Raw genomic sequence first — 6,769 nt, 5'->3', positions numbered from 1 at the left:
CTCCGTAAATTTCCCTGTCAGTAATCCGCTGGCAAGCGGGACTCTGGTTATAATTCCTACCTGTTTCTGCTGTGCCTGGTCGAACAGCTCTTCCGCGGGGCGGAGACGGAACATATTGAAGATAATTTCAATGGCTGATATATCCTGTTTCAAAGCTTCCAGTGCTTCAGAAATCCGTTCTACACTTACACCGTAGTGGGCGATGAGGCCTTCCTGTTTCAGGCGGTTCAGTTCATCAAAAACTTCTTGTTTCTGGTAAACTTCGGATGGCGGGCAATGCAACAGCACCAAATCCAGTTGTTCCCTTTGCAGGTTCTGGAGTGAATCATGGATGAACTGGCGGATGTTTCGGGCATTATATCCGGAGGCGACATGCGGGTTCAGTTTTCTGCCGCATTTGGTCACAACGTAAATCTTTTCCTTTTTGTTTTTCAGGAATTCTCCGATTGTTTTTTCACTATTGCCATCCTGATAGATGTCGGCGGTGTCAAACAGATTGATACCTTGTTCACAGGCTGCTTCCAGGGTTTTCCAGGCCTTGTCTGCATCGAAGGGTTCTCCCCATTTTGATCCTAACTGCCAGGTTCCAAGTGAGATTTCGCTGACCTTGAACCCGGTTTTTCCTAATATTCTGTAATTCATGATCGGATAATTTTTATTCAGTAATTAATTCTTCTGCAAAGTTACGGCAGGGATCTGTATCCGGCAATACCCGTAAAAAGAATCAGATACTGATAAATTTATGGGTATGTGTGTCTGTTTGAAGTTTCTGATTTCTGGTTAAATTTGCAAATAAAAAATCAATGTATCAGCGAAAACTGCCTTTAGATTTGTCGTGTGGGATCCGGATCACAATGGGGATTATCGGAGCCAAGTGGAAACCTTGTCTGATTGATGCTGTGAGGGAACGCCCCAAACGGCCTAGTGAGTTACACAGAGAGATACCGGAAGCAATTCCCCGGGTGTTGGACCAGCAGTTAAAAGAACTGGAAGAACATGGAATAGTAGAGAAGAAAGTGTATGCCGAAATTCCGTTGCGCAGTGAATATAGTCTGACAGAGCTGGGCCGCAGTCTCTTGCCATGATTGATGCGCTGGATGACTGGGGAGAAGAGCATCGGGCCTGGTATGAAGCTCGTCAGTGAGTTTCATGCCAGGCCGGGAAAACTATAGTTCGATCAGTTCCAGATCATCCGGGACGAAGATGCTTCCTTTGAAGTGTTTGCCCGCTTCTTCGGTATATTTCATTTTACGCGTTTCCAGGGTTTTGTCTTCCGTGTGGTAAAGCAGCAGGTGTTTCACATTCAGTTGGGCGGCCAGTCTTCCGGTATCGAGAGCTGTGCTGTGATGTTTCTCATAAGGTTTGAAACGTTCCCGGTCTTCATAGAGACAGAAGGCTTCACATAATAACCAGTCCGCTCCTTCCACATAGTTTCGGTTGGTTTCATTGTAGGGTTCGTCTCCCAGACAGGTCAGAATCTGATGGTCCGGTAAAATAGCCCGGAAGCCGAATTGCTTTTCTTTAGTAGACAGGATGTCAAAGCATTGCAGTTTCATGCCGGCAGCTTCCAGTGCATCCCCGTCTTTTACTTCACAAAGCAGAATGCGTTCTCCCAGGCAAGCTACGATTTTTCCGGGTAAAGTCATCCGGCATATCCAGTCAATGACCTGTATGGCTTTATCATGGGCATATACCCGAAAGATACCTTCGTATTTACCCTGCTGCATGTGTTGGGCAATCGTGCGGATTATCCAGATGACTCCAAGTATATGGTCGGTATGTGCGTGAGTAACAAACAGGTTGTGAATGTCAGAAATGGCAATCCCTGCTTTTTCCAGCTGAATCAGGATGCCATTGCCCCCTCCGGCATCAACCAGCAGAGTTCCCTGAGAGGTGCGTAATGCAAAACATGTGTTATAACAACGGGTGACGGCGGCATTTCCCGTACCCAGCATGATCAGTTCATTTTTCTTATTTTTCATTTTCAAGAAGCTGTGGATTTGTTTTATTTTGCAAAGGTAGCAAAGATTTGCGACAGTCTTCTTTCCTGCGGATGAAGCCGGTGAAAAATATTCAGGTAAAAAGGAAGGAGAAAAACGTATACCTGTTATCTTTGCGCGGAATTTAAAAAATGTATCTGGACTTTATGTATTTGAGTGCGAGGAATAAGGAGACCTGGTTTCACCTGATTGCCATTCTGACGGTCAGTATCTGGGGATCTACTTTTATTGCGACAAAATCATTGATTAATCACGGACTGACTCCCGTTGAAATCTTTACTTACCGTTTTTCACTGGCCTATGTATGCTTGCTTGCCGTCTGCCATCGGAAAATGCTGGCTAACAGCTGGCGTGACGAAGGTTTCTTTTTGCTGGCAGGACTGACCGGCGGATCACTCTATTTTATATCAGAGAATTCTGCTTTGGAGATTACCATGGCCTCCAATGTATCTCTGATTGTCTGTACCACTCCGGTGCTGACTGTACTGTTGTCCAGTCTCTTTTTCCGGGAGAAACTGCGGAAAGGATTTGTCATAGGCTCGCTGGTCGCTTTGTCCGGTGTTGCCCTGGTTGTATTCAATGGAAGCGTACTTCTGAAATTGAATCCTTTGGGCGATTGTCTGACTTTGGTTGCAGCTCTTTCCTGGGCCTTTTATAGTTTGATACTCCGTCGGATGGGCAACCGCTACTCTACCCTGTTCATTACCCGTAAAGTTTTCTTTTATGGTCTGCTTACTCTGTTCCTTTATTTGCCCTTTGTTTCTTCTTCTTTCCATCCTGACCGTTTGGGGCTTCCGGCAGTTTATATCAATCTGTTGTTTTTGGGCATTGTGGCTTCCATGCTTTGTTATATCTCCTGGAACGCCTGTGTACGGATAATCGGAGCTTCAAGGGCTTCCAACTACCTGTATATAAATCCGCTTGTGGCAGTTTGGGCTTCCCATGTATTTCTTTCCGAACCGATTACATCAACAGCTTTATTGGGAGCGGTGTTGATTCTGGGCGGAGTCTATATGGTGGAGCGGTTGTAGATAAACAATATACAGATTTGATATACCCTCTGTACCAAAACATTCTAGCTGATTTTTTTGCTTTTAATTGTTTATTATTTGTCTATCTGACTTTCTGTGAATGGGTCTGCACGATGTCCCATCAGATCAATTCTGGCGTAAGCGTCATCAAATTCTTCCATTTCATAGGGCGTCAGCCGGACAGAGGCTGCACCAAGGAAATCGTCCAGATGGTCGGGATTAGTCGTTCCTGGTATGGGCACTATCCATGGCTTGCGTGAGAGCATCCATATTAAGGCAAACTGTGCAGGGGTGACACCTTTGTGCTTTGCCCATTCCTCTACAAGATAGACCAACGGCATGTTGTGCTTGAGGGCTTCCGGCTGGAATTGTGGAAGGTTGTACCGCCTGTCCCCCTTTTGAAAACGACTGTTCTCGTTGATAATGCCTGTGAGGAATGCACGGCCCAACGGACAATATGGAACAAAACCGATGCCTAATTCCTGAAGTGTGGAAAATATTTTTGTTTCCGGTTCTCGCCACCAAATGGCGTATTCACTCTGTACTGCGGAAAGCGGGCATACGCTGTGCGCCCTGCGTATGGAGCGGGCACTCGCCTCGGACAGACCCCAATGCAGCACTTCTTTCTTATCGTATTTGCCACCGTAATAACCTACCATTGGCAGGCATCCCAAGCCTATGGCAGAAACTTCCATTCCACCTAAATTGCGATGCTCCATACTCTTGCCTGGTTCTCTTGTTTCATTTCTTTTTGCAGGTGGTGTTGCGGCAAATATCTGCTCAAGGTTTGTCATTGTCCAGGTTGTCGCCAATGCGTAAGCGGATGCCTGTTTCAGAAAGCTTCTTCGGTCCATTTTGTTGCTTTTTAAAGTTCGTTTTTTAAAAAATCTTTTGTCAGTCCTCTTAATATTTCCATCTCATTTTCTTCCAGAATGAATGAGTTCGTTTTTTCATTCGTATTCTGTGTCATACCATTCTGTGCGAGAAAGCATTGCATGATTTCTTTCGGGGTGCAATGGTAACGTTCTGCCAGAAAATCAATGATTTCGTCCTCATATATATTTGTAGGAATATCAGGTAATCTGTTCATCATTCTCTTTTTTATTTGACAGAACAAAGTTACCGGCTCTGCCGAAGGTGCATGTAACGATAAGTGGGAGGTTTGTGCCTTTTTTACTGATTTTGCATGATGCTATTCATTGATATGGCGGAAAAACACTATTTTTGTTCCTGTTGAAACTCAAAGAGAAGAACTATGGCAAAGATTATGAAAATCAGGAATGTAGGAGATTACAGCCATTACGTCGGATACGAGAACCGGCATCCGCTGGTCTGTGTTATCGATTATGCGGAAGTATCTCCTGTGCGCCATTGCCTGAATAATTACAGTATCTATGGAATTTTCTTTCATGATGAGGCAGAAATAGACTTGTCTTACGGTTGCGGCAAGTATGATTATAAGAAAGGTACGGTTATCTGTGTGGCTCCCGGACAGATAGGTGGCAAGGAAGACAATGGCGAGGAGGTGATGCTGACGGGCTAGGCACTACTTTTCCATCCTGACTTGTTGCACGGCACTCGGCTTGAAAAGTCCATCAAAAATTATTCTTTCTTTGATTATCGCATAAACGAAGCCATTCATATGACTGATGAGGAACACGATATTCTATCTTCATTGATGCGGCAGATACGTGAGGAACTGCAAAAGAAACGTGATGAATTGCAGGATTCTATTGTAGTGGGATATATCGAACTGGTACTGAACTTCTGTCAGCGCTTCTACAACCGGCAGTTCGTTACCCGAAAATTGGAGAACTCAGATGTACTGACAAGGTTCAACGACCTGTTGCAGCACTATTTTGATGAAAAGCAGCAACTGGCACTCGGCTTGCCTACCGTGCAGTATTGCGCTGACAAGCTTTGTATGTCGGCCAATTATTTCGGTGATATGTTCAGGAAGATGACGGGTAGTACGGCAAGCGAACACATACGCAAATATGTCATTCAGCTTGCTAAAAATGAACTTGCTTCCGGTACGCCCATTGCGCAAGTGGCTTATGAGTTGGGATTCGAGTATTCCCAGCACTTTAGCCGGATGTTTAAGAAACAGACAGGCATGACTCCCTCTCAATATTGCGAGAGTTTACGCAAGTAATAGCTGCACAGTATTTCATTAATGAAATCCCCGTCACTGACAGGCAGTCAATGACGGGGATTTTTTCTTCATATCATGTTGATTAATAAGCGCGGGCGAACAATACGCGGCGGGCAGACGGTTTTCCTGTAACCATATCCACACCCGGAGTCAGGCTTTCTTCATCAGCTTCGAAAGGCAGACAGCGGATTGTAGCTTTGGTTTCTTCCTTGATACGGTCTTCTGTTTCCGGAGTTCCGTCCCAGTGAGCAAGGATAAAGCCACCCTTTTCGATCTGTTCCTTGAACTCATCGTATGTATCCACTTTGTAAATATGAGCATTCCGATAGTTCAGAGCCTTCTGGTAGATATTGTTCTGAATGTCTTCCAACAGGTTCTTTACATATTCTTCAATGCCTTCGCAGGTACGGGTTTCTTTTTCCAGCGTGTCGCGGCGCATGATTTCCATCGTGTTGTTTTCCAGATCGCGGCCACCCATCACCAGACGTACAGGTACACCCTTCAATTCATAGTCAGCAAACTTGAATCCCGGACGTTTGTTGTCTGCATTGTCGTATTTCACTGAAATGCCCAGTTCACGCAGTTTGGCAACAATACCTTCAACCTTGGCATCGATTTGCTTCAGCTGTTCGTCGTTCTTGTAGATCGGAACTATAACTACCTGGATCGGAGCCAGATGCGGAGGCAATACCAGACCATTGTCATCAGAATGAGTCATGATAAGAGCACCCATCAGACGGGTAGATACACCCCATGAAGTAGCCCATACATAATCAAGCTTGTTGTTCTTGTCTACGAACTGTACATTGAATGCCTTAGCGAAGTTCTGTCCCAGGAAATGAGAAGTACCACATTGCAGTGCCTTTCCGTCCTGCATCAGACCTTCGATCGTATAAGTATCAAGTGCACCGGCGAAACGTTCGTTGGCAGATTTTACACCTTTGATAACCGGAACGGCCATATATTTTTCAGCGAAGTCACCATATACGTGCAGCATCTTCTGAGCTTCAGTTTCAGCTTCTTCACGGGTAGCATGGGCTGTATGTCCTTCCTGCCACAGGAATTCAGCTGTACGGAGGAACAGACGGGTACGCATTTCCCACCGCATGACGTTGGCCCACTGGTTGCACAGGATGGGGAGATCACGGTATGAGTTGATCCAGTTCTTGTAAGTACTCCAGATAATGGTTTCTGAAGTCGGACGGATGATCAGTTCTTCTTCCAGTTTGGCAGCTGGATCGACAATTACTCCTGAACCATCTTCTGCATTTTTCAGACGATAGTGGGTGACTACGGCACATTCCTTGGCAAAACCTTCTACATGTTCTGCTTCGCGGCTCAAATATGATTTTGGAATCAGCAACGGGAAATAAGCGTTCACGTGTCCGGTTGCCTTGAACATATCGTCCAATATGCGTTGCATCTTCTCCCAGATAGCATATCCGTAAGGCTTGATGACCATGCATCCGCGTACGGGAGACTGCTCGGCCAGATCAGCTTTTACAACCAGGTCATTATACCATTGTGAATAGTTTTCACTTCTTTTGGTAAGGTCTTTTAATTCTTTTGCCATAACTATTATG

Annotated in this window: 9 protein-coding genes; 4 read left to right on the top strand and 5 right to left on the bottom strand. The window is 45.3% G+C overall.

The window, feature by feature from the left end:
* Positions 1-642 (bottom strand): aldo/keto reductase (locus BACCOPRO_RS11345; protein ID WP_008143773.1); only part of this gene is annotated, 642 nt, incomplete at its 3' end.
* A gap of 161 nt (positions 643-803) precedes the next feature.
* On the opposite strand from BACCOPRO_RS11345, the gene BACCOPRO_RS11340 reads away from it, so the two are divergent.
* Positions 804-1,085 (top strand): winged helix-turn-helix transcriptional regulator, encoded by a 282-nt coding sequence (locus BACCOPRO_RS11340; protein ID WP_040311454.1) that lies wholly within the window; start codon positions 804-806, stop codon positions 1,083-1,085.
* An 81-nt stretch (positions 1,086-1,166) separates the two neighbouring features.
* Here the strand turns inward: BACCOPRO_RS11340 and BACCOPRO_RS11335 are convergent, their stop codons facing one another.
* On the bottom strand, positions 1,167-1,982 hold the full coding sequence (locus BACCOPRO_RS11335) for an MBL fold metallo-hydrolase (RefSeq protein ID WP_008143771.1): 816 nt from the start codon (positions 1,980-1,982) through the stop codon (positions 1,167-1,169).
* A gap of 149 nt (positions 1,983-2,131) precedes the next feature.
* Between BACCOPRO_RS11335 and BACCOPRO_RS11330 the strand changes: the two genes are divergently transcribed.
* Positions 2,132-3,031 carry a DMT family transporter gene (locus BACCOPRO_RS11330; protein ID WP_008143770.1) on the top strand — a complete coding sequence of 300 codons (900 nt, stop codon included), beginning with the start codon at positions 2,132-2,134 and terminating at the stop codon, positions 3,029-3,031.
* Between the two features lie 74 nt (positions 3,032-3,105).
* Here BACCOPRO_RS11330 and BACCOPRO_RS11325 read toward each other — a convergent pair whose 3' ends face one another.
* Positions 3,106-3,885 carry an aldo/keto reductase gene (locus tag BACCOPRO_RS11325; protein ID WP_008143769.1) on the bottom strand — a complete coding sequence of 260 codons (780 nt, stop codon included), beginning with the start codon at positions 3,883-3,885 and terminating at the stop codon, positions 3,106-3,108.
* 11 nt (positions 3,886-3,896) lie between these two features.
* Positions 3,897-4,124: a hypothetical protein gene (locus BACCOPRO_RS11320; RefSeq protein ID WP_008143767.1), complete on the bottom strand. Its 228-nt coding sequence runs from the start codon at positions 4,122-4,124 to the stop codon at positions 3,897-3,899.
* Between the two features lie 162 nt (positions 4,125-4,286).
* Here BACCOPRO_RS11320 and BACCOPRO_RS18525 point away from each other — a divergent pair, with 162 nt between their 5' ends.
* Both BACCOPRO_RS18525 and BACCOPRO_RS18520 read left to right on the top strand, forming a co-directional pair.
* Positions 4,287-4,574: a hypothetical protein gene (locus BACCOPRO_RS18525; protein WP_008143765.1), complete on the top strand. Its 288-nt coding sequence runs from the start codon at positions 4,287-4,289 to the stop codon at positions 4,572-4,574.
* Positions 4,575-4,673: 99 nt separating this feature from the next.
* Positions 4,674-5,186 (top strand): helix-turn-helix domain-containing protein, encoded by a 513-nt coding sequence (locus BACCOPRO_RS18520; RefSeq protein ID WP_008143763.1) that lies wholly within the window; start codon positions 4,674-4,676, stop codon positions 5,184-5,186.
* An 82-nt stretch (positions 5,187-5,268) separates the two neighbouring features.
* Here BACCOPRO_RS18520 and proS read toward each other — a convergent pair whose 3' ends face one another.
* Entirely contained in the window at positions 5,269-6,759 is a 1,491-nt protein-coding gene (proS, locus tag BACCOPRO_RS11310) for a proline--tRNA ligase (protein WP_040311445.1), read from the bottom strand.
* Between the last annotated feature and the right edge of the window lie 10 nt (positions 6,760-6,769).

Source organism: Phocaeicola coprophilus DSM 18228 = JCM 13818, from assembly GCF_000157915.1.
Lineage (GTDB): Bacteria > Bacteroidota > Bacteroidia > Bacteroidales > Bacteroidaceae > Phocaeicola > Phocaeicola coprophilus.
The sequence above is the reverse complement of the archived record's forward strand: the minus strand, read 5'-3'. Positions and strand labels throughout refer to the sequence as shown.